The 25,003-nt window shown below is 32.1% G+C and carries 24 protein-coding genes; 17 read left to right on the top strand and 7 right to left on the bottom strand.

What is annotated here, in order from left to right:
- Positions 1-3: 3 nt before the first annotated feature.
- On the bottom strand, positions 4-855 hold the full coding sequence (gene prmC / locus FOF46_RS08340; protein ID WP_143916138.1) for a peptide chain release factor N(5)-glutamine methyltransferase: 852 nt from the start codon (positions 853-855) through the stop codon (positions 4-6).
- Between the two features lie 18 nt (positions 856-873).
- Positions 874-1,362 carry a GNAT family N-acetyltransferase gene (locus FOF46_RS08335; protein ID WP_109439194.1) on the bottom strand — a complete coding sequence of 163 codons (489 nt, stop codon included), beginning with the start codon at positions 1,360-1,362 and terminating at the stop codon, positions 874-876.
- Positions 1,363-1,434: 72 nt separating this feature from the next.
- Between FOF46_RS08335 and FOF46_RS08330 the strand changes: the two genes are divergently transcribed.
- The 6 genes from FOF46_RS08330 (at position 1,435) to FOF46_RS08305 (ending at position 5,726) form a co-directional block, all read left to right on the top strand.
- Positions 1,435-1,896, top strand: coding sequence for a hypothetical protein (locus tag FOF46_RS08330; RefSeq protein WP_109439195.1), 462 nt, complete (start codon positions 1,435-1,437; stop codon positions 1,894-1,896).
- 106 nt (positions 1,897-2,002) lie between these two features.
- A complete protein-coding gene (locus tag FOF46_RS08325; protein WP_143916137.1) occupies positions 2,003-2,515 on the top strand; it encodes a hypothetical protein in 513 nt (170 codons plus the stop codon).
- Positions 2,516-2,593: 78 nt separating this feature from the next.
- Positions 2,594-3,637, top strand: coding sequence for a bifunctional diaminohydroxyphosphoribosylaminopyrimidine deaminase/5-amino-6-(5-phosphoribosylamino)uracil reductase RibD (ribD, locus tag FOF46_RS08320; RefSeq protein WP_143916136.1), 1,044 nt, complete (start codon positions 2,594-2,596; stop codon positions 3,635-3,637).
- The gene (locus FOF46_RS08315; RefSeq protein WP_143916135.1) at positions 3,630-4,235 is read left to right on the top strand and encodes an HAD family hydrolase; all 606 of its coding nucleotides are present in this window, start codon (positions 3,630-3,632) and stop codon (positions 4,233-4,235) included. Before ribD ends, FOF46_RS08315 begins: the two co-directional genes overlap by 8 nt.
- Positions 4,232-5,101, top strand: coding sequence for a hypothetical protein (locus FOF46_RS08310; protein WP_109439199.1), 870 nt, complete (start codon positions 4,232-4,234; stop codon positions 5,099-5,101). Before FOF46_RS08315 ends, FOF46_RS08310 begins: the two co-directional genes overlap by 4 nt.
- A 10-nt stretch (positions 5,102-5,111) precedes the next feature.
- The gene (locus FOF46_RS08305; protein ID WP_143916134.1) at positions 5,112-5,726 is read left to right on the top strand and encodes an IMPACT family protein; all 615 of its coding nucleotides are present in this window, start codon (positions 5,112-5,114) and stop codon (positions 5,724-5,726) included.
- On the opposite strand, the gene FOF46_RS08300 is transcribed toward FOF46_RS08305, so the two are convergent.
- The gene (locus FOF46_RS08300) at positions 5,723-6,127 is read right to left on the bottom strand and encodes an acyl-CoA thioesterase (RefSeq protein ID WP_143916133.1); all 405 of its coding nucleotides are present in this window, start codon (positions 6,125-6,127) and stop codon (positions 5,723-5,725) included. The two genes, FOF46_RS08305 and FOF46_RS08300, sit on opposite strands and share 4 nt — an antisense overlap.
- Positions 6,128-6,326: 199 nt before the next feature.
- Here FOF46_RS08300 and dnaA point away from each other — a divergent pair, with 199 nt between their 5' ends.
- From dnaA to FOF46_RS08285, 3 genes are all read left to right on the top strand, one after another.
- Positions 6,327-7,754 carry a chromosomal replication initiator protein DnaA gene (gene dnaA, locus FOF46_RS08295; protein WP_109439202.1) on the top strand — a complete coding sequence of 476 codons (1,428 nt, stop codon included), beginning with the start codon at positions 6,327-6,329 and terminating at the stop codon, positions 7,752-7,754.
- Positions 7,755-7,893: 139 nt separating this feature from the next.
- Complete coding sequence (locus FOF46_RS08290) at positions 7,894-8,340, top strand: low molecular weight protein-tyrosine-phosphatase (protein ID WP_244299589.1); 447 nt, start codon at positions 7,894-7,896, stop codon at positions 8,338-8,340.
- 225 nt (positions 8,341-8,565) lie between these two features.
- Positions 8,566-9,294: an SAM-dependent methyltransferase gene (locus tag FOF46_RS08285; protein WP_109439204.1), complete on the top strand. Its 729-nt coding sequence runs from the start codon at positions 8,566-8,568 to the stop codon at positions 9,292-9,294.
- Positions 9,295-9,305: 11 nt separating this feature from the next.
- Here FOF46_RS08285 and FOF46_RS08280 read toward each other — a convergent pair whose 3' ends face one another.
- From FOF46_RS08280 to dapF, 4 genes are all read right to left on the bottom strand, one after another.
- Complete coding sequence (locus tag FOF46_RS08280; RefSeq protein ID WP_109439205.1) at positions 9,306-9,950, bottom strand: peptidoglycan-binding protein LysM; 645 nt, start codon at positions 9,948-9,950, stop codon at positions 9,306-9,308.
- A gap of 353 nt (positions 9,951-10,303) precedes the next feature.
- Positions 10,304-11,347 carry an endolytic transglycosylase MltG gene (mltG, locus tag FOF46_RS08275; protein ID WP_109439206.1) on the bottom strand — a complete coding sequence of 348 codons (1,044 nt, stop codon included), beginning with the start codon at positions 11,345-11,347 and terminating at the stop codon, positions 10,304-10,306.
- The gene (locus FOF46_RS08270) at positions 11,337-11,864 is read right to left on the bottom strand and encodes a GNAT family N-acetyltransferase (RefSeq protein ID WP_143916131.1); all 528 of its coding nucleotides are present in this window, start codon (positions 11,862-11,864) and stop codon (positions 11,337-11,339) included. Before FOF46_RS08270 ends, mltG begins: the two co-directional genes overlap by 11 nt.
- A complete protein-coding gene (dapF, locus tag FOF46_RS08265) occupies positions 11,858-12,643 on the bottom strand; it encodes a diaminopimelate epimerase (RefSeq protein WP_109439208.1) in 786 nt (261 codons plus the stop codon). Before dapF ends, FOF46_RS08270 begins: the two co-directional genes overlap by 7 nt.
- A gap of 165 nt (positions 12,644-12,808) precedes the next feature.
- Between dapF and FOF46_RS08260 the strand changes: the two genes are divergently transcribed.
- The 8 genes from FOF46_RS08260 to FOF46_RS08225 all read left to right on the top strand — a co-directional run bounded on the left by FOF46_RS08260 (position 12,809) and on the right by FOF46_RS08225 (position 24,991).
- Positions 12,809-14,221 carry a trypsin-like peptidase domain-containing protein gene (locus FOF46_RS08260; RefSeq protein ID WP_109439239.1) on the top strand — a complete coding sequence of 471 codons (1,413 nt, stop codon included), beginning with the start codon at positions 12,809-12,811 and terminating at the stop codon, positions 14,219-14,221.
- Positions 14,222-14,361: 140 nt separating this feature from the next.
- Positions 14,362-15,810 (top strand): glyceraldehyde-3-phosphate dehydrogenase, encoded by a 1,449-nt coding sequence (locus tag FOF46_RS08255; RefSeq protein ID WP_109439209.1) that lies wholly within the window; start codon positions 14,362-14,364, stop codon positions 15,808-15,810.
- A 323-nt stretch (positions 15,811-16,133) separates the two neighbouring features.
- The gene (locus FOF46_RS08250; protein ID WP_143916130.1) at positions 16,134-16,751 is read left to right on the top strand and encodes a tRNA (guanine-N1)-methyltransferase; all 618 of its coding nucleotides are present in this window, start codon (positions 16,134-16,136) and stop codon (positions 16,749-16,751) included.
- Between the two features lie 67 nt (positions 16,752-16,818).
- Positions 16,819-17,496: a tRNA (guanosine(37)-N1)-methyltransferase TrmD gene (gene trmD, locus FOF46_RS08245; RefSeq protein ID WP_143916129.1), complete on the top strand. Its 678-nt coding sequence runs from the start codon at positions 16,819-16,821 to the stop codon at positions 17,494-17,496.
- A gap of 92 nt (positions 17,497-17,588) precedes the next feature.
- Complete coding sequence (locus FOF46_RS08240; RefSeq protein ID WP_143916128.1) at positions 17,589-19,346, top strand: YARHG domain-containing protein; 1,758 nt, start codon at positions 17,589-17,591, stop codon at positions 19,344-19,346.
- A 175-nt stretch (positions 19,347-19,521) separates the two neighbouring features.
- The gene (rplS, locus tag FOF46_RS08235) at positions 19,522-19,872 is read left to right on the top strand and encodes a 50S ribosomal protein L19 (RefSeq protein WP_109439212.1); all 351 of its coding nucleotides are present in this window, start codon (positions 19,522-19,524) and stop codon (positions 19,870-19,872) included.
- Between the two features lie 966 nt (positions 19,873-20,838).
- Positions 20,839-23,064, top strand: a complete 2,226-nt coding sequence (locus tag FOF46_RS08230) for an NADP-dependent isocitrate dehydrogenase (protein WP_143916127.1) — start codon at positions 20,839-20,841, stop codon at positions 23,062-23,064.
- 145 nt (positions 23,065-23,209) lie between these two features.
- The gene (locus FOF46_RS08225; protein WP_143916126.1) at positions 23,210-24,991 is read left to right on the top strand and encodes an SH3 domain-containing protein; all 1,782 of its coding nucleotides are present in this window, start codon (positions 23,210-23,212) and stop codon (positions 24,989-24,991) included.
- The last annotated feature ends 12 nt before the right edge of the window (positions 24,992-25,003 follow it).

Below are 25,003 nucleotides of genomic sequence, written 5' to 3'. Positions count from 1 at the left end.
TCACTAGTCGAAACAAGCCTTTATCATTCGATCATTTCCATACAAATCCTTACGTATTTCTACAGATGTAAAACCTAAGTTTTCAATCATATCTTTAGTTTCTAAACCCAAATATTGATTAATCTCAAAATATAACGACCCTTCCTTTTTTAATTTATTTTTTGCCAAACTTGTAATCTTTTCATAAAAAACCAATGGTTGATCATCAGACACAAACAAAGCTCTTGACGGTTCATTATCAAGCACATTTGGTTTCATTTCTATTTTTTCTAACTCACGAACATAGGGTGGATTAGAAACTATAACATCAAAATCAATAGATAAATCCTGAGTCTCTAAAATATTTGCTTTGATAAAAGTAACGTTTACTTTATTTAATTTTGCATTTTCTTCTGCAACCTTAATTGCTGGTTCTGAAATATCAATTGCGTATACTCTAGCTTCTGGTATTTTTTTTGCCAAAGAAATCGCAATACAACCACTACCTGTTCCTATATCTAATATTGCTATTGGATCATTCGAGTTAAGGCGGTCTTTTATAATCCAATCCACTAATTCTTCAGTTTCTGGCCTGGGAATCAATACATTTTCACTTACCGCAAAAGGCAATCCATAAAAATCAGTTTTTCCAATTATATATTGAATAGGCTCCTGGTGTAGTAATCGGTTTTTTGCAGCATCAAAATCACTAATCTCATCATCAGAAAGAATTTTGTCTAGATTGATAGCGACATTCACTCTGGTAAGGCCTAAAATTTCTTCTGAAAGCAAATAAAAAAAGGATAAAATTTCTGTAGAATCATAAAGTCCGGATAGAGAATTCACAAAACTAGTTCTTAGGTCTTTTATCTTCAACTGGAAGTTTATTTTAATTTATAACTCTTTTATCATCCATGCCTGGCAACTGTAATGACCTGTATTTCCGATAGGTTTTTCTAATGACACAAAACCAACTTTCTGATATAATTTTCTGGCAGCTTGCATATACGGCATAGTTTCTAAATAACATTTGGTATACCCTTGCTCTTTTGCATAACTCAAACACGTTTGTATCATCTTATATCCAATTCCTTTTCCTCTTGTAACGGGTAAAAAGTACATCTTTTGCAATTCACAAATATCATCAGAAGTTTCTCCCTGCAAAGGTGCTATACCTGCGCCTCCCACTATTTCACCTTTTTCTTCTACCACATAATATCGCATTCCGGAATAATTATAAGTGTCATACATTCTATCCAAAGATTCATCCTCATATGCTGTACCTACTTTTGGCACCCCCATTTCTACCAAAACACTTCGTATCAAACTAGCCAATGCTTTATCATCTTTGGGTTCTAACAGACGGATTTTGACATTACTCATTATATTATAAATACTACTTTTACGTTATTATCAAAGGATATTGAAATATACGTTAAACCTAACCATGAATCAATGAAGAAATTTCTATTATTATCAACAATAATTATTAGCATCACAAGCTGTTCTATTTCTAAACAACCAAAATTTAAATACGTTGATAATATTATGGTTAAAAATATTAGTGTGCGTAATATAACACTTAAAGCTGATGCTGTTTTCAACAATCCAAACCACTTAAAAGGGAAACTTTCTATTGAAGATGTCCATATTTTTGTTGATAATATAGATGTAGGTACAATTTCTGCACAAGAATTTGATGTCCCTTCTAAAAATGAATTTATCATACCTCTAGAAGGTACGGTTTCTCTTTCTAAAGTATATAAAGACAATAAAAACAGTATTCTCGGTAGTGTTCTCAAAGTAATACAAACCGATTCTCTTTCTATTCAATATAAAGGTATAATTCGATACCATTTAGGAAACTTCTCTTATCCATATGCTATTGATAAGACTCAAGACATTTCTATAAAATAAAAGTGTCTCCTATCTAAAAACATCTATTTTTCACTGGAAACAGTGTTCCTTTTTGAATACCTTATATAGATCTTTACAAATAGCATATAACATTATAAGTTAGTTAATGCTCGATTTTACATTAACAGATATAGAACACAAAATGACAAAATTAATACTAAACTCTATTTTAATCACAATCACACTCTGTACCACCACTTCTTTTAGCACAATAAAATTAAGTCAGAATGAACCTAAAATCATAAAAATCATTCCAATAAAAGAAGAAGCTTTTAAATATTTTCAACTTCAAGGTGAAACTGCTACTGGAGTCAAAGGTGAAATTTATTTAAATGGCAAAAAATTACATGAGTTCAATAAAGAAAGCTCTAGGTTTTTCAATAATGAAGCTCAGGAACTTATTAAAAACGGTACTAATGAAATTACACTCAAAATCTCTTCAATTGGTAAAGATGTAGAAAAAGATTATTTTTCAAAATGTGTTGTTTTTATTGCTTTACACGGAGTAAATGAAAAAATATTCCCTTCCAAAGAAACTCAAATAGTTCGTATCAAATGGAATCCAGAAAAAGACCAAAATAAAGAACATATTAAATATGTTTTCGATGTTAAAAGATAATTTCACAAAACATCACTATTAACTAGTCCCAAAAGGTTTCAAAACGCATAGTTTTATTTATTTTTGTGAATTGTAAAAGTGACAAAACACGAAAACTATATAAGACGATGTATCCAGTTAGCCAAAAACGGACTGGGAACAACCTATCCTAATCCCTTGGTAGGTAGCGTTATTGTACATAATGATATAATTATTGGTGAAGGATGGCATTATCAATCAGGAAAACCACATGCAGAGGTAAATGCTATAGCTTCTGTCAAAAACCCTTCTCTTTTAAAAGATGCTACAATTTATGTAAGTCTTGAGCCGTGCAGTCATTATGGAAAAACTCCTCCCTGCAGTGATCTTATTATCGAAAAAGGAATTAAAAAGGTAGTTATTGGCACTATAGATACTTTTGCGAAAGTATCAGGTGCCGGAATCAAAAAATTGATGAATGCAGGTTGCGATGTAATTGTAGGTGTCCTGGAAAAAGAGTGCCTGGAATTAAATAAACGTTTCTTTACTTTCCATAACAAAAAACGCCCTTACATTATATTAAAATGGGCAGAAACTAGAAATGGTTACGTGGCTCCTGCTCTAACCAACAAAAGAGAACCTGTATGGATTACTAATCCTTATTCAAGGCAATTAGTACACAAATGGAGAGCAGAAGAGCAAGCTATTTTGGTAGGCAATCAAACCGTAATAAAAGATAATCCAAAACTCACAATAAGACATTGGTCAGGTATAAACCCTACAAGAGTGGTCATAGATAGATCTGGCAAAATACCTATTGACTCTTCTATATTAGATCAAACGGTAAAAACTATTACAATCACTTCTGAAAAATTCAGACAAGAAAATCATCATCATCTCATTTATGAAACTATTGATTCGAAAAACTCACTAACAAAAAAAATATGCGACATCCTTTATCATCATAATATACAATCAATAATCATAGAGGGCGGTACGTTTACTATCCAATCATTTATTGATAGCGAACTCTGGGATGAAGCAAGAGTTTTTACTGGGGATACTACCTTCGATTCTGGAATAAAAAGCCCTATACTTAATGGACATATAGCATCTGAAACCAAAATAGAAAATGACACTTTAAGGACATACTATAATGATTAAGACTATAATTTTTGACTTTGGAGATGTCTTTATCAATCTAGACAAACCTGCCATACAAAAAGAACTTTCGCTCTTAGGCAAAATCTCTCCTCCACAAATACAAGAAATCAATATCGCATATGAAACAGGAAAGTTATCTACATCAGAATGCGTTAATGCCTTTCAAACAATACTTACCAATGCTACAAAAAAAGAAATCATTAATGCCTGGAATGCCATATTACTTGATTTCCCAGAGCATCGGTTACAATTCATTCGGAATTTATCTATCTCCAAAAAATATACATTAATCTTGCTAAGCAATACAAATGAATTGCACATTGACTGGATTAAAGAACATGTTTCTTTTTACAATATATTTAAGTCATGTTTTAATTTCTTTTATTTATCACATGAAATTGGTTTAAGAAAACCTGATACGTCTATTTTTGAATTTGTTTTAGAGCAACATCAATTAAACCCTTTAGAAACATTATTCATTGATGACACAAAGGAAAACACTGATTCAGCTAAAAAATTAGGTATTCATGTATGGAATAACAATCCAAAAACCGAGGACATTACAAACTTATTTACTATAAAATCTAATATATTTTGATCTATTTAATTCTTAGCGTTTTAGCTTCAAGCTTGATTTTTATAATCTTCAAGTTATTCTCAAGATACAATGTAGACACTTTACAAGCTATTATTGTAAACTATGTAGTTGCTTGTGTTTCAGGAATTATAGCATATTCAGAACCGGTGGATATAGTTACAATATCAAAAGAAGGATGGTTTTATGGAGCAATGATATTAGGTATTGTTTTTATTTCTGTTTTCAACCTTATGGCTGTCACAACACAAAGAAACGGACTTTCTGTTGCAGCAGTTGCGACCAAAATGAGCTTAGCTATACCTATAGTATTTGGTATTATAGCTTACCAAGAAAGCACAGGTATTCTAAAAATAATCGGAATCCTTATTGCTCTAATAGCGGTATACTTAACCTCTATGAAAACTCCTGATGGAGTTTCAATAACAAGAAAAAATCTAATCTTCCCATTACTTGTTTTTATTGGAAGTGGTATTATAGATACTAGTCTAAAATTCTTAGAAACACATTATGTAGCTCAAAATGATGTTCCTGTTTTTTCAGCAACTATTTTCGGATTTGCAGCAATTGTAGGAGTATTTACAATACTATATAAAGCTATATTAGGGAAATTTAAGATTTCAATTAAAAATATTATTGCCGGAATCGGATTAGGAATACCAAATTATTTTTCTATTTATTTTTTAATAAAAGCATTGCGTCATGACAGTATGGATAGCTCTACTGTTTTTACAATTAATAATGTAGCCGTTTTATTAGTTTCAACGATTGCTGGAATTTTATTTTTTAGAGAAAAATTAATTCTTAAAAATTGGATTGGGATCATTTTAGCTATATTGAGTATAATTTTGGTAGCCTTTTCTATATAGCAAGATCAAATTGGACATAAACGACACCTATAAAACGATTAACACTTCAGGAAACGAGGTTCTTTTCAAAGATCGAAACAGTAAATTTTTTGGATACACATTTCCTATTATATCCGAAGAGGACGCAAAACAGATCCTGGAACGCCTTAAAAAACAACATCACTCTGCACGACATTGGTGTTATGCCTGGCAAATTGGCACAGAAAACCCAAGATATCGTTCTAACGATGATGGTGAGCCTTCTAATTCTGCCGGACAGCCTATATATGGACAAATTCAATCATTTGAGGTTACTAACATATTAATCGTTGTTGTACGTTATTTTGGCGGTGTAAAACTAGGAGTAGGCGGACTAATTAACGCCTATAGAACCGCAGCTCAATTAGCCCTAGAAGCATCTAACATTATAGAAAAAACTATCAACATCAATTATGTTATTATTTTTGAATACAAAGACATGAATAAAGTCATGCGTATCATAAAAGAAAACAAACTGAAAATCAACAAACAAGAGTTAGAACTTAATTGCAAAATTTATATTTCTGTAAGAAAAAAGATCTCTGATAAAATAAAAGACATTTTCTCCCCGTTGTATGAAATAGAAATTAAAAGAATAGAGGGTTAATAATTTTTTATTTTTTCAAGTAAATAAGGAGGACATGAAGTAGGTTTTCTTGTTTTATCATTAACAAAGACCAAAGTTGTAGAAGCGATTGTTAGTAATTCTTGATTTTGATTGTAAATTTCATAGTCAAAAATTATTTTAACTGTAGGAATTTTCCTCAATGAAGTTTTAACAGTCAAATTATCGTCAAAGAAGGCAGATTTCTTAAATTTAAGGTCTAATGTAAACACAGGAAGTATAACACCATTTTCTTCCATTGATTTGTATGAAATCCCTAATCGGGACAACCAATCGATTCGTGCTAATTCTAAGTACTGTGCATAGTTCCCATGGTGTACTACGCCCATTTGATCTGTTTCAGCATATCGTACTTTTAATGAGGTTTCTGAAGTGATTGGCATATTGTTATAATCAAAAATTAGTATTAAAGTTAAAAGTAGTACTATCAAATTATGCAAAAAAAATAATTAATATTCAATACCCAAATCGTTTTTTTTTTACATTTTTTGTTCACATATTTGTCGTGCAAAAACAGTAAGGAGTTTTTCAACAATTTCTTTTTAGTATCTTAACAAAAAAAAGTAAACCTAACCAGTAAGAATGAATGTAACCGCGCAGTCAGTTTGGGATAATTGTTTGTCTTTTATAGAAGACAACATCACGCCCCAAGCTTTTAAAACTTGGTTTGAGCCAATCAAAGCTGTAAAACTTACAGATAGCGCCCTGAGCATACAGGTTCCTAGTAAATTTTTTTATGAATGGTTAGAAGAACATTATGTAAATCTTCTTAAAGTTTCATTAACCCGAGAATTAGGCGAAAGTGCAAAGTTGGTTTATGTTATCAAAATGGAAAACACGTACGGTAACAAAAAACCATTTACTGAAAAAATACCTAGCGCAAATCGCACTCCGGTTAATTCACAAGAAGTTGACGTTCCTATTAAAAGTAAAAACCCAGAACTTAAAAATCCGTTTGTTATCCCAGGGATAAGAAATGTAAAAATTGAATCTCAATTAAATCCTAGTTACAACTTTGAAAATTTCTTGGAAGGAGATTCTAATCGATTAGCACGTTCTGCAGGTATGGCCGTAGCCAACAAACCTGGAGGGACCTCTTTTAACCCATTACTTATTTTTGGAGGAGTTGGTCTAGGCAAAACACACCTAGCTCATGCTATAGGTGTTAACATCAAAGATAATTACCCAGAGAAAACTGTTTTATACATATCAGCAGAAAAATTCACTCAACAATATATTGAATCTGTAAAAAAGAATAATAGAAATGATTTTATTCATTTTTACCAGATAATTGATGTACTTATTGTTGATGATATTCAACTTTTATCAGGCAAAGCAGGAACTCAAGATGTATTCTTCCATATATTCAACCATTTACATCAAAATGGTAAACAAGTAATCCTAACAAGTGATAAAGCTCCTGTTGACATGCAAGACATAGAGCAACGATTATTATCTCGTTTTAAATGGGGACTATCTGCAGAACTACATCAACCAGATTTTGAAACCAGAATTTCTATTATCAAAAATAAATTATATCGTGACGGCGTGGAAATGCCTGAAGAAATAGTAGAGTTTCTTGCTAACAACATAAAAACCAACATAAGAGAATTGGAAGGCGCTATTATCTCACTAATTGCCCATTCTTCTTTTAACAAAAAGGATATTACTATAGATTTAGCCAAAACTATAGTAGACAACTACGTAAAAAATACAAAACGAGAAGTATCAATAGACTACATTCAGAAGGTCGTTAGTGATTATTTCCAAATGGATGTAGAAACACTTCAATCCAAAACACGTAAACGTCATATTGTCCAAGCACGTCAACTAGCTATGTTTTTTGCTAAAAAGCTAACCAAGGCCTCACTAGCAAGTATCGGTACACAAATTGGCAAGAGAGATCATGCAACAGTTCTTCATGCTTGCAAAACAGTGGACAACCTTTCTTCTACAGACAAACAATTTAGAAAATACGTAGAGGACCTAGGAAAGAAACTTACGTTATAAACATTAAGCATATTTTACCAAAAAAAACAAACCATAAGACACCCCCTTTATTTCACCATCGGGTTTACAGTAAATATGCATACATGATCTGTTTTGAATACTCAAATAACAAAGCAAAAACATGAAAATCAAAATCCTAATGGTATGCCTCGGAAACATCTGCAGATCCCCTCTAGCAGAAGGAATCTTAAAATCAAAACTCGACCTAAACAAATATAGCGTTGAATCCTGCGGTACAAGTAGCTACCATATTGGCAATAAACCAGACACAAGATCTATTGATGTAGCCAAAAAACATGGCATAGACATAGCAAGTCAACGCGCAGCTCAATTTAAGGCAAGTGATTTCAAAACCTACGATTACATCTACGCAATGGATCACTCTAACTACCAAAACATTATTAAACTCACGAATAACGAAGAAGATAGAACCAAAGTTAATCACATTCTCAACGAACTTCATCCAAATAAAAATCTCGATGTCCCAGATCCATATTATGGCGGTGAACAAGGCTTTGAAGATGTTTTTCGAATGCTTGATGAAGCTTGCGAAAATATAGCTTTAAGATTGCAAAAAAGCAATTAACTACAAAAATAACGCTTTACTCTCATCACTCTCAAAACAACACTACCCATATAAAAACACCAAAACATCTCATACCCCAGAAACAAATACTACAAACACAAATAATAGCGTCATAATCAATAACAATAAAAAAATAATATTATTTTAGTGTGCAATCAACAAAAACAAAGACACAACCTATCACCTAAACATTAAAAAACTATACTAAAAACCACTTATAAACCTATGGAGCTTAAACCCCTAGATCCCAAAGGAAAATTATACTTAATACCAACTCGGCTAGGAGACGATGTCCCCTTAGAAGTTCTACCAATATCCATTAAAAAAGTACTAGAACAAGTAAATCATTACATTGTAGAGAACGAAAAACCCGCCAGAAGGTTTATAAAAAAAGTAAGCCCTAGCAAATCTCAACGCTCTCTTGTCATACACACGGTTAATAAATACACTGATACTTCAGAAATCCCAAGCTACCTGACCCCTTGTCTTAACGGGGAATCAATAGGACTACTATCAGACGCAGGTTGCCCAGGAATCGCTGATCCTGGAGCAGAAGTTGTAAAAATAGCCCATGAAAAAGGTATCCCTGTAACACCACTTGTTGGCCCATCCTCTATTTTATTAGCTATGATGAGCAGTGGAATGAATGGACAAAATTTCACATTCAATGGGTATTTACCTATTGACAAAAATGAGAGAAAATCTACCATCAAACATTTAGAAAAAATCTCACTAGAAAGGAACCAATCTCAAATATTTATAGAAACACCATACAGAAATGACAAAATGTTCGCAGACCTAACATCTATGCTACACCCCAATACCCGATTGTGTATTGCATGCGACATCACACTTACTACCGAATTCATTGCCACTAAAACCATTGAAGAATGGAAAAAAGAAGAAATAGATCTACATAAAAGACCTACTATATACATAATACAACGAGAATAAAGAAACTACGATCACAATACAGCTTTCGCTCTTCTATTCGCAACGACAAAAGACGTATCATACCCTCCAAATCGTTTCATATAATATCGAATAGTAGTACCAAATGCATCAGCAAATCCTTCTACTCCACCAGTACGCAAATATCTTTTTACTGCACCAGGCCCAGCTAGATGGGCAGCAGCAAGAATTCCAGATTCTGTTACCTCTACACCATTCATTCTTTTACCGGCAAACCATTTAATATCCCTACGTAAAACCCATTTATTCCTAGAAAGATTTGCATAAAAAGCTTTTTCCTGAAGTTCTGGATTTCTAAGAAATTGGTTTTTTGAAACATTTTTAACACCAATTAAAGCCAATGTTCCTTTACCGAATTGATATTTCCCCATATAACCAAATTGATTCACCACACCATAGTCGCCACGAGATTCTTTAAAAGCAACAGCCTCTTTAAATCCTACATAAGTTTTCCCCAGTTCAGGAGAAAAAAATGCGCTATCATCTTCAATTTCACTAAAATTAGGTGCAATGTAGTACAAATCCAAACCAGCAGTACTATAGGAGCTAAAATCTACTTTCTCTTTTGTTGTAAAACTCAACAAAAGCGCCCCTCCAATTGTAAGTAATATAGATAATCCTATTATCCTCTTTATCATATAAAAAATTTCTAAGTAGCCATTAAAAAAATGGTCCCCTCTACTTAAATTTTTGCCGTGCAAATATACGACTTTTTTAAAAATAAAAAAGAACAGAGTGTTAAAATTATTATAATGCTGAAAAACAGCGTTTTATATCAAAAAAACAAGCTTAAAAAGCACTAAAATTTGTATAAAAAACCTTAAAATTGACACTTAAACGTCGAACCAAGTCTTTTAGTCGAATAAAAATAAACCTAAACTTTTAATAGTAATTCACAAAAAAAATACAATTTTGTTAATAAATTGATGAAGTTTTTAAAGCAGTACAGAAAAAAAACTCTATTTTTTCCTACAAAAAAGAGGATATAAATCTACCTATTTATCCCCTTCTCGTTAATCCACTTTACATACTGTTTTTTATTACGATTATGCTGACTCAATGTCTTAGCGAATTTATGGTATCCAAAATTCTCTACGTTAGCAACAAAAAAGTAATATTCATGCTTTTCATAATTAAGAACAGCATCGATAGAAGAAATATCAGGCATTGTTATTGGCCCAGGTGGTAATGCAGCATATTTATATGTATTATAAGGACTATCTAACTCTAAATCTTTATACAAAACACGTTTTATTACTACATCCCAATCATTACGATGTTTTTTAATTGCATAGATTACTGTTGGATCAGCATCTAATTTCCATCCATTAGTATATCTATTCATATAAACCCCCGCAACTCTTGGTCTTTCATCAACCTTAGCTGTCTCTTTTTGAACAATCGAAGCAACTGTACAAACTTGAGCAGGTGTCAAACCTATTTTCTTGGCTTTTGACAGACGCGATTCATTCCAAAACTTATTATACTCCTTTAGCATCCTATCTCTAAACTGCTCTGCAGAAGTATTCCAAAAGAATTCATACTTATTTGGCACATACATAGCTAGAGAAGTTTCTGGAGAAAACCCCTTTGCTTCTAAAAAAGCTTTTTCTTTAAAAACTTTTAACAATGAAATACTATCTGCTTCTATCTGAGTAGCAATTCTTCCGGCAAGATTTTCGAGTCTTTCCTGATTATTGAAACTAACTTGAATTGGCTCATTTTTACTTCTTAGAACATTGATAATATCATTATTATTCAAATCTTTCTTTATAATATATCGCCCAGCCTTAATATTATCAATATATCCTTTCCTTCTAGCTATTCTATCAAAACTATAAATATCTTTAACTATTGGACTAATCACCTCAATAAGCTCAGTATATGTTCCTCCAGTTGGTATATAAACAGTTTTAGTTTCGTTTTCAAAACTAGTATTAGGAGAAAAAACTGCCTGATACACATAATATGCAAAAATTCCTCCTGCAATTAAACCTAATAATGCAATAGCTAATAGTATTTTTTTAATGTACATATATTAATTGATATAAAAATTCATCTTTATAAGTTTCTTTTACTAAATTCCACTCTTTCTTCACTCCAACTTTATTAAATCCTTTTTTTTCAAATAATTTAATACTCGTCCCATTATCTTCAGAAATATTCGCATACAATTGATGTAAATGCAGATGTGTAAAACCATAATTTGTTATAAGTTCTAAAGCTTCTGCCCCATAACCTTTACCTCGGCTTTCTTTCTCTGCAATTAAAATACCGACACCTGCTCTATTATGCGTAGGGTTAAAATCAAATAAATCAATTAATCCTAGAACTGCATCATCATTTGAACAAATGACTAATCGCAATTGTTTTACTTCATAAATATCTTTATGAGCATGCTCCAAATATTGTTTAATTAAAAATCTCGAATAGGGAGTTTGCGTAGAACTCATCTCCCAAATCTGTTCATCATTCTCTACTATATAAACAAAATCAAGATCTTCTGGTTCTAGAGCTCGTAAATAAATGTTTTCTCCTTTAAGTGTTACCATGAGAACTCTCCTTTAAAAACCTGCTCAGCAGGACCTATCAAAAAGATATCCTCATATCCATTTTCAGTTTTCTTAAACGTGACCTTCAATTCTCCACCTTGGGTCTGAACACTAACCGCTTCCTTATCTGTAAGCTTTGTTGCATGCATAGAAAGTGCCACAGCTGTCACTCCAGTCCCACAAGACAATGTCTCATCTTCTACTCCTCTTTCATAAGTTCGAACAGCAAATGAACTACCATTTCTTTTCTCAACAAAATTTACATTACTACCTGCTTCAAAATAGGGAGCTCCATTTCTAATTCTTCTTCCAACATTTTCTACATCATATTCGGATAATCCATCAACCATAGTAACATGATGAGGAGAACCAGTATCCAGAAACAAATGATCATCATACTTTTCTATCTCTAACACATCTTGCATCTGCAAATACACTAAACCGTTTTTAATTTCAGCATGATGCTTACCATCTATAGCTGTAAAAGTTGCTCTATCCCTAATCACACCAAGAAAAGCTGCAAATGCAACCAAACATCTCCCTCCATTACCACACATAGAACTCTCATTACCATCTGCATTAAAATACACCATAGTAAAATCATCCTCGTTATTTTGAGGCAACTCTAATAACATTAAACCATCTGCTCCGATCCCAAATTTTCTGTCACAAAGTCTGGCAAACAATTTGGTATTATTTTTGGAAAGTATAGATTCACGATTATCAATGATTACAAAATCATTACCGGTACCTTGATATTTATAAAAAGTAAGGGTCATTGTTCTTTCAATTATATAGACAAAGGTACAAAGAATGTCAACATAAAACTGTTGTTAATTGTGAGTTAAATATCATAAAAAAAGTATACTATAATTGTAATTTTAATAGTTATTGATAGTCTATTAAAGAAGTTAATGGTAAAATCAAACAAAAAAGAAAAGAAAATGAAAAGATTTTTGAGCTTATTGGTTGTAGCAGTCCTTGCAGGAGTATTTACTTTAGGATTATATAAACTGTTTTTAGAACCCGAAACTGTTGTTACGGAAAATGAAGTTAAATCAAATTCAATTCCCGTAAATTATACGGTCACTAATACGAATTCAAGTATACCAAATGCTAGTATTGATTTTACGCTAGCTGCAGAAAAAACAGTTAACGCCGTAGTACATGTCAAACAATATGGAATCACTCGTGCACCCAGAAATTTAATGGAATTTTTTAGAAACGGAGGAGCACAGGAAAGAAGAATTCAAGGTGCCGGGTCTGGAGTTATCATTACAGAAGATGGATACATTGTAACAAATAATCATGTTATTGATGGAGCTTCTGATCTTGAAATCACATTAAATAACAATAAATCTTATAAAGCCAAAGTAGTAGGTACTGCTCCACAATCTGACATTGCCCTGATTAAGATAGATGCAGATGAAAAACTATCCTACATCCCTTTTGGCGATTCTAATTCTGCTAAGATTGGAGAATGGGTATTAGCTGTAGGAAACCCTTTCAACCTTACCTCAACAGTTACTGCTGGTATTATAAGTGCTAAATCAAGAGATTTGGATGAATCTGACAATAAAAGTCAATCTTTTATACAAACTGATGCCGCAATTAACCCAGGCAACAGTGGTGGTGCTTTAGTCAACACAAGAGGCGAATTAATAGGTATTAATACTGCCATAACTTCTCAAACAGGTAGTTATGTTGGATATGCTTTTGCAGTACCTTCTAATAATGCTAAAAAAATAATTGATGATATTATAGAATTTGGCGGTGTACAAAGAGGTATTTTAGGGATCACAGGAGGCACAATAAACCCAAAAGCAATGGAGGAGTATGACATCTCTACTTCTCAAGGAGTATTTGTTGCCTCTGTAGCCGAAGAAAGCGGAGCGAAAAAGGCAGGACTTTTAGAAGGAGATGTTATAAAAGAAATCGATGGACTACCTATTAGAAAATTTGCTGATTTAACCGGATATGTAAATAGCAAGAGGCCAAAAGATGTTATTAACGTAAGAGTACTTAGAAAAAATAAAGAACTAGTACTACCAGTTACTTTATCCAAATATGAGATACAACGATACAACATTGATGATGTTGGTGTAGAAGTTGCAAACCCTCCAAAAGATTATTTAAAGAACTTTAAACTTGATCATGGTGTTGTAATTAGTAAAGCATTGAGTTCAAGAATGAAAAGATATAATTTAGAAGGATTAGTTATTAGCGAAATTGATGGTAAAAAAGTAAAAAATGTTCTTGAAGTAAAGCAAATAATCGAAAATAAATATAAAGACGAAGACATCACAATTAGTCTTGTAGATAGAGATGGAAAAAAACGTGAATTTGTCTTTCAATAATTAATTAAAAAGCTATAAAAAACAATAGTTCCCATTACTTTAATAAAGTAATGGGATTTTTTTATCAAAAAACGTTTCACGAAAACGTTTGAAATATATACTTTTGCACGAAATTTCAAGACTGTAAAACACAACACATTATGAGCTCTAACGAAGTTTATGAAAAAGAACTTGCCTTTCAGGCAGACAGACGCCGCGCAACAGTGGCATTTATCAAAACTGTAAGCGACTTATGGTACGACAATTCTATAGAATTGGTACTTTTTCGCAATCAGCTAATTGACAAAAATGTTAGTGAGATTATAAATCTTCACGAATACGCTGGCGAGTTTGTACAAAAGCCAATCTCGATTTTTGATTCAGTAGAAATCGCACAAGCTATCAAACTAATGAATTTACCTCCATCAAAATTAGATATTGGTAAACTCACATATGAATATCATCTAGCAAGTGAGGAATATGGATCGATAAATCGCTTTGTACAGAATAAACTAAAGGATGCAAAGAAATTCAAACCAATTTCGCCTAAGAATGTAGTTCTTTATGGTTTTGGTAGGATTGGCCGCCTTGTAGCTAGAGAATTGATGACTATTACAGGAAAAGGAAGTCAATTAAGGCTTAGGGCCATAGTTACCAGAGGAGCAATTAATCAGGAAGTTTTAGAAAAAAGAGCTTCATTATTAAGAAGTGATTCTGTACATGGAGATTTTGCTGGTACTGTTGAAACAGATCTAAAAAATAGTGCACTTATTATCAATGGTACTACTGTAAAAATTATCAGCGCAAATAATCCAGAAGAAATAGATTACACTTCTTATGGAATTAAAGATGCTTTATTAATAGACAACACCGGCGCTTTTAGAGACAAAGAAGCTTTAAGCAGACATTTGGCTGCCAAAGGGATTGACAAAGTATTACTTACCGCTCCAGGTAAAGGTATCCCAAATATTGTTCACGGGGTAAATCACAAAGAAAACGACCCTGATAAAGTAGATATATTCTCTGCCGCTTCTTGCACAACAAATGCAATAACACCTATTTTACAAGCTGTAGACGAAAGTTTTGGTGTAGTAAACGGCCATTTAGAAACAATACATGCATATACCAATGATCAAAATCTGGTAGATAATATGCATAATAAATATAGAAGAGGTCGTGCAGCCGCTCTTAATATGGTAATCACAGAAACTGGAGCTGGGAAAGCTGTTTCTAAAGCTTTACCAAGTTTTGAGGGTAAACTAACCTCTAATGCAATTCGAGTTCCTGTACCCAATGGGTCTTTAGCAATCCTAAATCTAAACTTAGAAAAGAAGGCTTCTAAAGAAAGTATAAATGCAGCACTCAAAAAATATGCATTAGAAGGAAATTTGGTAGAACAAATAAAATATTCGCTAGATAACGAATTGGTTTCTAGTGATATCATAGGCTCTTCTGCTCCATCAATATATGACAGTAACGCTACTATAGTCGATACCAAAGGAAATAACGCAATTTTATATGTTTGGTACGATAATGAATATGGATATAGTCATCAAGTAATTAGGTTATCAAAATATATAGCCAAAGTAAGGCGTTTTACTTACTATTAAAATATTCAACAAGACACTTAAAAGCCGTTAATCATAACGGCTTTTTTTATTTACGATAACCTAACATGTAATTATCAGTCAACATAAAGCATTAGTAAACAATAAATTAACAATAATTTTGCTTTTTGGTAAATTACAACCAAAAATTCTTTTTTTTTAACCACAATATCGTACATTTATTACCGTTACAGAAGAAATTAATAACCAAAAAAAGAAAGGATATATAATATTCCTCTAAATCATTTGTAAATAGTTATTTTTATCTTCTAACTACTACACGTAGGGATATTGTATATACAACCACTAAAATTAAGAATAACAGCATGAAATTATCACAATACCTAATAGTTTTAACTATTTTATTATCTTTTTTTGAAACTTCATACGCTCAGGAAGAAACCGTAACGGTCGAGCAAGCTTTGAAGCAAGAAAAGATAGAAGGACAATTTGATATTGTTATACAAAAATCTGGAAGGTATCAGGAATATAAAGTAGTAAAACAAGTTTGGATAAACAAGCTTAAATCTAACACCATTGATACACTAAAGACATTAGAATCGAAATTGAATACTTCTAACCTTAAGATTACAGAACAACAATCTACAATAACAGGTCTCGAAGAATCACTTGCCAAAACAAATGGTGATCTCACTGCAGTAACTCAAGAAAAAGATAGTATGAGCTTTTTTGGAGCTGCAGTAACCAAATCAAGCTATAACACTATTATGTTAGTGATTATAGGAATTCTTTTAGCTTTTTTAAGTTTGTTTATTTATAAATTTAAAAACAGTAATGCTATAACAGTACAAGCCAAGAAAGCTTTAGCCGAAACTGAAGAAGAGTTTGAAGATCACAGACGCAGATCATTAGAACGAGAGCAAAAAGTTATGCGTAAGCTTCAGGATGAAATCAACAAACAACGTAAAGCAGGAGCTAAGTAAATTTAATTTCTAGATTTATATTATATTCTTTTGCATCTTTGCATTCAGTATAGAATTTAATGTTAAGATGCGTATAGATATTATAACCGTAGTACCCGATATCCTAAGAAGTCCTTTTGAAGCTTCAATCATGAAGCGATCTATAGAAAAGGGATTAGTCGAAGTACATCTCCATAATCTTAGAGAATACACCACAAACAGTTACAAACAAGTAGATGACTATCAATTTGGTGGTGGCGCAGGTATGGTAATGATGATCGAACCTATAGATAAATGTATCTCAAAATTAAAATCGCAAAGAGATTATGACGAGGTTATTTATATGACCCCAGATGGAGAAACCTTAAATCAAGGAATCACTAACCAATTGTCATTAAAAGGGAATCTCATTATACTTTGTGGCCACTATAAAGGAGTAGACCAACGCGTACGTGATCATTTTATTACTAAAGAATTATCGGTTGGAGATTATGTATTATCAGGAGGAGAATTAGGAGCATTGATTTTGTGTGATGCTATCATTAGACTTATTCCTGGAGTATTAGGCAATGAAACTTCTGCCCTAACTGATTCTTTTCAAGATAACCTATTAGCACCCCCAATATATACAAGACCAGCAGAATACAAAGGATGGAAAGTGCCAGAAATCCTAACCTCAGGTAATTTTCCCAAAATTGAAACCTGGAGAGAAGAGCAGGCTTATCAGAGAACAAAAGAACGAAGACCGGATTTACTAGATAACTAAAACAACAACATCTAACCAATATTCACTATAAACGGGGTACCGTACTATAATGATTTACCTAACCTTTGCAGTAATCATCTAATTGTATTACAATGCAAAGAAAAATTTTAGTTTTTTCATTTCTCTTAATCGCTTTTGGGTTACATGCAGAACCATTCTTTAGTATATATCCTAATCGATTAAATTTTGAAAATTACCCTACCATAACGACCACATGTGTTATTCGTAATGAAGGAAGTTTTAGAATGACTAAGGCTAATATTGATCAATTTAACTTCTCATTGACAGAAAATGGTTTATACATCCCAGAGATCACCTATAAAATAATTCAAATCGTAGATAATGATCATGTTGTTGTAAAACTATCGTATACCAGCTTATCCCCTCTCTACATAAATAGAGACATTACTTTTTTTCTTAATGCAGAAGATCACTTTACGTTTGATGGAGAAAATTACATTTTTTTTAATAACGGAACTATTGTGAATCGTGAAATGAAGCCTTATTTCGTACATAAACACCTAACCAAACAAGAATCTAACCAAAACAACATTAAACCTGACCCTTTTTTATATTCAGACAAATCTCTCTTTGAATGTTCCCTAGAAGAATTACGGCTTATGCGCAACGAATATTACGCTCAAAAAGGGTATGTTTTCAAAAACGAACAATTTAACAACTACTTTGGTTCCAAAAAATGGTATTCTCCAACGGTGACCAATTTAAAACAAATCGCTTTTACCGAAGAAGAAAAAGCCGAAATTGCATTCATTCAATATTATGAACAGATAAAATCCAATCCCCTTTTCCCAGCTATAGATACTATCAAATATTATGATAATGATATGATCAAAGAGGTGCTTTGCACAAATCAAAAGACATATAACTTTTGGGGTAGCTCAAAAGAAAAAGAACAAATACTTCTAAATAGTACATATGTCTACTATGATAAAGAAAAAAGACAACCAAAAAGAATAGGATATTTTAATCTATATCATAAACAAGAACAGTTTCGCGAGTACCATAATAATGGTATCGTTAATGAAGAATTATTTATTCGTAAAAATGGTTCTGATTCACACACTGCTTTTCAAGAAAAGTATCACAATACAGGAAAAAAAAGAAAAGAATCTGATTTCCAGCATAACATAAGCGCTTTTGATATTGAATCTCGTAAACAAGAAGAAAGTGATTGGCATATCGTTTGGGAGTATTATACAACATCACAACATAAAGATATAGACTCCACACAAACCATCAGAGATATTTATAGTTACGCCACAGTTTATGATTTCCATACAACTCAGACGCCTTCAGAAAAAGAAATGAGTCAAATCGTCACACAATCATTGACAACAAACTCGGATCAAGAATATTTTTTTGACGAACTAGTAAAACTGTACGAACAAGAATATCCCAAAAGCAATGGGTTAGAATTAAGCACTAATAATTATATCAAAGACAAGGACGCAGCATATATACACTCACTTGACCTATACAATACCAGGGAATCTGTATTATTATGCAGTCAGCATCAGGTAAGTTATGTATATATCTCTATGAGTAATAAACGATATGAACAAAAACTTTATGATGAGTCACCTGCTCTTATTGGTGCTGACCACGCTATTCTTTATGATGATAGTAGCGCAGAAGAAATTGATAAAAAATACAAAGTTCAATATTGGAATAATGAAAAAAAGCAATTAGAATTTGTAGATCTTTTTCATCCTGACATGGAATATGGTACGTATATCTTATTTATGAAAATCACGTTTCCCGAACATAAAAAAACATTTTACTCAGACAAATACACTTTAGAGTATATTCCTTCAGAGGAAATAAACTAGTAAACTTCATTTACACAAAGTATGTTTGTTAACACTCTGAAAACAAAAACAATAATAAAGATTTCAAAAAGCTTGGAAATCTTTAAATAATACTTATTTTTGCACCCTGATTAGAACAACCTCTGGCGAAAACCGTGAATGTTGTTTTAACAAAACCTAAGAAACTATATCAAAAATGGAAGATTTAGTAAAATTCGTACAAGACGAATTTGTTGAAAAAAAAGAGATGTCTCAATTCTCTGCTGGTGATACTATCACTGTTTATTACGAAATTAAAGAAGGAAACAAAACACGTACACAGTTCTTTAGAGGAGTTGTAATACAAAGAAGAGGTTCTGGAGCTACTGAAACATTTACAATCAGAAAGATGTCAGGAACTATTGGAGTAGAACGTATTTTTCCTGTAAATTTACCAGCACTTCAAAAAATTGAAGTTAACAAAAGAGGTAAAGTACGTAGAGCACGTATATTTTACTTTAGAGAACTTACTGGTAAAAAAGCACGTATCAAAGAAAGAAGAAACTAATTTTCACTTCTTATACAAGTCAAAAAAGGTCGTTAATCAACGACCTTTTTTTATGAACAAAAGTTAATAACCCTAGTTCATAACCAGTTGATAACTAATGCAATAATAAATATTGACCAAACAATAGATTTTGCTTATATTTATCTAAGATTACATTCAATAAGAGATGACACAAGGATTCTCTACGTTATGTAATTGTACACAATACGTTCTTTGAACATAAAAAGACCACTTTATAATTAAAATAAATATAAGACGAAAGTTATTTTTTTGAGTACATCCTTGAAATTAATTTAAGGGCTTTCTTTAAAATCATTTCAAAATGAAATTTAAAAGAAAAAATTAAGTCTTGACACCTTTTTAATTTTAAATGGCATTAGACTATTTGGGTGAAAAACTGAAAAATTGCATTAGTAATTTAGAAACACAAGCGCTCGTATTAGTCGTATGAGTAGAAATAAATTATACAAATCATCATTTGGTAAATTTAAATCTACTTAATCTGGAAATAAAAGATTATGTAATAACAAACGAAAGTTTTTATCTAATAGCGGGTAAAACAGCTAGCATAAAAATTATTTCCGATGAAGCCATATCAAAATACTCGTATTCTTGATATGGCTTTTTATCTTTCTAAAAGTATCAATAAAAACAGGGGCTAATTTTTCATATCTTATTTTTTTTACCTTTTATTTTTTGGAAACTACAATTCAAAGTCTTTAACTCAAAACTAACACCTTACAGGTTGCATTTACATTACTAGATTTGTATCTTCGCGCTCGGAAAATCTCTGACTAATAATATTGTATATTCAATATGGTCAATGCCAAAAAAGATCAACCAATATTGTTTGTCTAAGAATAATTAAACGACTAATTATTTCCTTACATAAATAGTATAATAAATTAGGGTATCTAGATCTTTTAAGCTTAAAAAAAGAGAACCCCTAAATAAAAAACCAAAAATATGGGAGTTGATAACTCAAAAATTGTATACACTAGAACTGATGAAGCACCTGCTTTAGCTACATATTCTTTTTTACCCATTGTTCAAAAATTCACAAAAGCAGCAAATATCGAAATTGAGACAAAAGACATCTCACTTGCTTCTCGAATTCTTGCTAATTTTCCCGAAAAATTAACCGATAAGCAAAAACAAGCTGATGCTCTTGCAGAGCTAGGTCAACTTGCCCAAAAACCTGAAGCAAATATCATAAAGCTTCCTAATATTAGTGCTTCAATTCCTCAATTAAAAGCCGCTATTGCTGAATTACAACTCCAGGGATTTGCTGTGCCAAACTATCCAGAAGAGCCAGAGAATGACAATGAAAAAGAAATCAAATCACGATATGACAGAATCAAGGGTAGTGCTGTAAACCCTGTCTTAAGAGAAGGAAACTCTGATCGTAGAGCTCCTAAACCGGTGAAACAATATGCCAAAAAGAACCCACACGCTATGGGAGAATGGTCCTCTGACTCTAAGACTCATGTTGCCACAATGACAAGCGGTGATTTTTGCTCTAACGAGAAATCAGTTACCATGGCTGAAGCCGATGAAGTAAAAATTGAATTTATTGATCAAAACGGAAATACAACTATACTAAAAGAAAAAACCTCTCTGCTATCAGGAGAAGTCATAGATGCTACTGTAATGAGTAAAAAAGCACTTATTTCTTTTCTTGAAGAACAAATAGCTGATTCCAAAGAAAAAGATGTATTGTTTTCACTACATATGAAAGCAACAATGATGAAGGTTTCTGATCCAATTATTTTTGGACATGCTGTAGAAGTATTTTTTAAAGATGTATTTGAAAAACATGCAGAAACTCTTGAAGAAGCTGGAGTAGAAGTTAACAATGGTTTTGGTGACCTCATCAACAAATTAAAAAGAGTTCCAGATGCAAAAAGAGAAGAAATAAAAGCTGATATTCAAGCATGCTATGAAAAAGGCCCAAAACTTGCAATGGTAAATTCTGACGAAGGAATTACAAATCTACATGTTCCAAGCGATATTATTATTGATGCTTCTATGCCGGCTATGATTCGTAACTCAGGTAAGATGTGGGATACTCAGGGAAATCTTCAAGATACCAAAGCAGTTATCCCTGATAGTAGCTACGCAGGCATATATCAGGAAACTATTGATTTTTGTAAAAAACATGGTGCTTTTGACCCAACCACTATGGGAACTGTTCCTAATGTAGGGCTAATGGCTAAAAAAGCTGAAGAGTACGGCTCTCATGATAAAACTTTCGAAATTCAAGGAAACGGTAGCGTTAGAGTTATTGGTTCTGCAGGTAATATAATCACAGAACACACTGTAGAAAAAGGAGACATCTGGCGCATGTGTCAGACCAAAGATGCACCAATCAAAGATTGGGTAAAACTTGCCGTAAATAGAGCTAAAGCAACTAATACTCCTACTATCTTTTGGTTAGACAAAAATAGGGCTCATGATACAGAGTTAATCAAAAAAGTTAATACATATTTACCCGAGCATGATACTACAGGATTAGATATTAGAATTATGTCTCCTGTTGAAGCAACACGTTTCTCTCTAGAAAGAATTGCAGCTGGTCAGGATACTATTTCAGTTACAGGAAACGTATTACGTGATTATAATACCGACCTCTTCCCTATCTTAGAATTAGGCACCAGTGCAAAAATGTTATCTATTGTTCCATTAATGAATGGAGGTGGTTTATTTGAAACTGGAGCAGGAGGTTCTGCACCAAAACACGTTCAGCAATTTAATAAAGAAGGACATTTGAGATGGGATTCATTAGGAGAATTTCTCGCTTTGGCTGTCTCACTAGAACACTTAGGTGAAACCAATAACAATTCTAAAGCACTAATTATAGCTGAAGCTTTGGATCAGGCAACTATAAAATTTCTAGATCATAAAAAATCTCCTTCTCGAAAAGTAAATGAATTAGACAATAGAGGGAGCCATTTTTATTTGGCTTTATATTGGGCACAAGAACTTGCAAAACAGACTCAAGATAATGATTTACAAAGTGAATTTGCTATAATAGCAAAAGAACTAGCAAACAATGAAACTAAAATCATTACTGAACTCAACAATGCCCAAGGGAGTACTGTAGATATGGGAGGTTATTATTGGCCAGATGTAGAGAAAGTATCTAAGGCAATGCGACCTAGTACTACTTTAAATAGCATTATAGAAGCATAAATATTGAATCTTATAAAGTAAATTGACAAAATCAATTTATTTTCAAGATCAGGCAAATCTATAAAAAAAGCCTACGGATATATATTCGTAGGCTTTTTTGGATATCTACAATATTATATTTGCTCTTAATAGGATACATAAAACTATGCGGTATTACATTCTTCTTATTTTTATTCTTTTACAATCAACTATAGGCTTTTCCCAAAGAGGAGGATACTATATGAATCACATATCCAATAGCCCTGTTTCTATTTATAACGCTAATGTTAACCTAAGGAGCTCTTCTTCAATAAAATCAAAAGTAATCGCAACCTTAAATCCAGGTGACAAATTACAAGAAACATATACTCATATAAGGGATACAATTAATGGCACTCCTGGATATTGGATTGAAACACAATACCAAAACAAGATCGCATACGTATGGAATAATCTTGTTTCAAGGTTTGCTTTTAAACTTCATACAAATACCGATTATAGATTACTTATAAAAGAAGAATCAGAAAGTAAAATAGGCGTAAAAATATTTCATAATAACCAATTTATATCACATCAACCTATAGCACTTAAAGCAAATAAAGAATTATCCGAAGTCTTTAGCATTGGTACTACCCATAATAGCGACAATAAGGAAATAATAGTTTTTAAATTTCAAGAACCCAATGACTTTTTACTTTATCAATGGGACGAAGGTGCATTAACACCATTTACCAAAAAATTAGAACTCCCATTTCTAAATGATTCACAATTAGGGTATATAACAGCCAATAATGTAAATATCAGATCTGAAGCCTCTATAAAATCGCCTATCATAGCAACACTACAGATACCAAACAGCGTAGAAATTCTTAACTATAGTTTTAAAGAAGATACTATAAATAACCAAAAAGGGTACTGGAGTCATATAAAGTATAAACATCAAGAAGCCTATGTATGGAATCAATTTTTAACACCAATGGGAGCCGAGAGCCTAAAAAATAAAGAAGTCACTTTTTTAATGAAAGAAAACTATCTTATCGCTATAAAAAATGGAAAAACCATAGATAAAATAAAAATAAACGGAGGAGATAATATAACACTCTTAGGCAATCTAGGAATTCCACAAGTTGAGGAGTTTATAACTATTTGTCACTATGCTGAAAGTTGTGGACAAACCAGTGGAGATATTATCTATAGCTGGAATGGTAGAAAACTAAAGTATTTTATAGATAATACAGGTGTTGGTGATGGAGGTCTATTTGAAGGAAATACTACTATTTTCCCATCATTCATCAACGGTACCAGAAATACGATTAACACAATATACTCAGAAGGTGAAAGTATTGACATCCCCTCTCCTGATTTATCAGGCACTTCTTATAATAGTTTTTATAGAAAAAAAATAGCTAAAGCATATACCGTTGACACTAATGGTAAATTAGTTCCAAAACTTACTGAAACTGAAAAAATACAAACCTTTATTGAACAAGAATTTAAAAATTGTGAACTAAGATATTATAAGACAGCCGATATTAATAAAGATGGGATTGCCGATGCATTCATTTACATGATAAATAACAAAACTCAAAATCGTTCGACACTAGCTATTGCATTAGGAAATACATCTGGCACATATAAATTACACTCAAGTAATAACAATCTAATTTTTCATGATCAAAATGATCCTCTTACAACTATTGATATTAACAAAAATGGTTTTCAGTTAAGTATATTTTACTCAGGATACTATACACACCCCTATGAAAACTGTATTTTCAAATTAAAATATTTGTACAATCATGATATCAATGACTTTCAACTCATACAAGAAACCAAATTAATTCCTAGCAGTGATGATTCTTCTTGGAAAAAAGAATTAAAAATTTATAAAACAAATATGATTTTGTTTAAAGATTCCTGGCACTCTCAACTCTCTACAGAAAACTAAAATCACCCAAAA

It is taken from the genome of Aquimarina algiphila (genome assembly GCF_007489275.1).
GTDB lineage: Bacteria > Bacteroidota > Bacteroidia > Flavobacteriales > Flavobacteriaceae > Aquimarina > Aquimarina algiphila.
The sequence above is the reverse complement of the archived record's forward strand: the minus strand, read 5'-3'. Positions and strand labels throughout refer to the sequence as shown.